This window comes from Actinospineispora acaciae DSM 45401 (assembly GCF_000620785.1).
Taxonomy (GTDB): domain Bacteria; phylum Actinomycetota; class Actinomycetes; order Mycobacteriales; family Pseudonocardiaceae; genus Pseudonocardia; species Pseudonocardia acaciae.
The window spans coordinates 1-2,074 of record NZ_JIAI01000077.1 but is presented as its reverse complement, the minus strand read 5'-3'; the positions used below and the strand labels follow the sequence as shown (position 1 = coordinate 2,074).

The window sequence follows — 2,074 nt, the reverse complement described above, 5'->3', positions numbered from 1 at the left end:
GCGTCCTTGACCGCCCGGTCGCGGTCCGCTCGGGCGGCGGCCGTGTTGCCCGCCGCGGCCAGCGCCTCATCGGCCAGGCGCACGGCCTCGCGCAGGTCGTCGCGTGACCGCTGCCGGGGGGTGTTGGCCTGGTTCCTGGCGTTCTGGGCGGCGCGCCACCCGTTGACCAGCGGCTGGGCGTCGTGGTCGTGGGCGGTGGTGCCGGCGGTGTCCCAGTGTCCGTCGAGGTGTCCCTGCTCGTGGTCGAGCAGCGCGTCGAACCAGCCGGCCGGGAGCCAGGCGGCGATCGCGGCCAGCTCGGCGACGCGGTTGTCCAGCATGACGACCGCGCCGTCCTTCCAGCCGAACGCGACGAGCCCGTCGATCAGGTGTTGCGCCTCGGCCTCGGTGAGGCCCTTGTCGATCAGCGCGGCGCGGACCCGCTTGGCGGAGAGCACCTTGACGGGCGGGGCACGCGAGGAGAACGGCAGCTCGCCCCGGCCCAGCGGCCGCGCGTTCGGCAGCAGCTCGCGCGCCACCTCGGCGAACACCGCGAGGTGCGCGTCGCTGACACCGTCCGCGACCGCCCCGCCGTCGAGCGCCGCGTTGGCGCGTTCCAGGAACGCCGAGACCCGCGTGTTGTCCACCGCGTAGAGCAGCGCGTCGCGGTTGGAGGCGTACGAGCCGATCCCGGCCAGCCGGCCCTGCTCGTCGATCAGCCAGCCGCCGGACATACCGCCCGGCCCGGCCACGGTGGCCACCCCGAGCAGGCCGTCGGCCACCGCCCACACCGGCGCCTGCACCGCCACCGCCAGCCGGGACGGGAAGCTGAACAGCCCCAGCGGCTCGCCGACCCGCACCGGGTCGGCGCGCACGCCGACCTGGCGGCCGAAGACCTCCGCCAACCCCGCCGAGGCCGGGATCTCCACCTCGATCAGGGCCAGGTCCGCCGGCCCGTCCTCGATCCAGCTCCTGGCCGGGAAGCCGTTGACCAGGACCTGCTCCGGGCGCAGGCCCGCCACGGTGTGCCGGGCGCCCAGCACCCGGACCCGCCAGCCGCCCGGGACCGGCCGGGCGGCCCGCGCCACCACGCCGCTGGCGTGCTTGTCGGTGCTGGTGACGACGCGGACGGTGGCCGTCGTCGGGTCCGCCCCGGCCGTGTCGAAGATCGGCCCGTGCGGCGCGTCCGGACGCACCGGGTAGACGCTGAGCACCATCCGCCGGCCCGGCCCCGCCGACCAGGTGAGCACGTCGAGCGCGGTGGTGGTCTCGGTGGTGGTCTCGGCGGTGCCGGGCAGCGCGGCGACCGGCCGGTCGAACTCGAACCGGTACAGCGCGAGGTCGCCGGCCGTCGCCACCGGGGCGGCGCCGGCCTGCCAGCCCTGGGCGAGCACCCGGTAGATCGCCCCGGGCGCGGGGTCGAGCAGGAACTCGGCGGCCTGGCGCTCCAGGCGCCACAGCAGGTTGCCCAGCTCGCCCCGGCCCCGCATCCGGTTGAGCCGCCCGCCGAGGACCAGCACGCCGCCGTCACCGGCCAGGGTCAGCTCCGGGCGGCCCCGGTGCGTGCCCGGGACGAACCCGTGCCGGGATGGAGCCGGGCCGAGCGCCGCCACGAAGGGCCTGCCGGGCGCGGTGGCCGCCACCAGCAGCGGGTGCGCGCCCGCCGCCGCGAGCACCCGCTCCGGGGAGAACCCGAGCTCGTCGGCCAGCTCCGCCACCCGCATCCAGCCGCGGTGGTGCCCATCGGTGAGCAGCCGGTGGATCCGCGCGGCGTCGGCGTGCGGGTCCGCGCGCCGCGACAACCCGCCGACCCAGCCGCGCACCCGCGACGGGGCCTTCGCGGGCCGGGCGGCGGCGAGCGGGCCGGCGGGCCGGACCAGGCCGAACCCGGTGGCCGCGGCGCGCAGTTCGGCGACCAGGGCGGCGGCGTGGTTGTCGTGGTGGTGGCCGTCGTGTTCTGGGTGTTCGCCGAGGTGGAAGTCGTGTTCGTGGCGTAGGAGGCGGTTCCACCAGTCGGCGAAGGCGGGGTCGAGGGCGATGAGTTGGTCGATGAGCCTGGCTACGCGTGCGGGGATGACGATGACGGGGTTGCCGT

The 2,074-nt window shown here is 76.8% G+C and carries 1 protein-coding gene; it reads right to left on the bottom strand.

Annotated elements, in window-relative coordinates:
- A partial coding sequence (locus tag N912_RS64965; protein ID WP_037070454.1) for a hypothetical protein occupies nt 1–2,074 on the bottom strand: 2,074 nt, incomplete at both ends.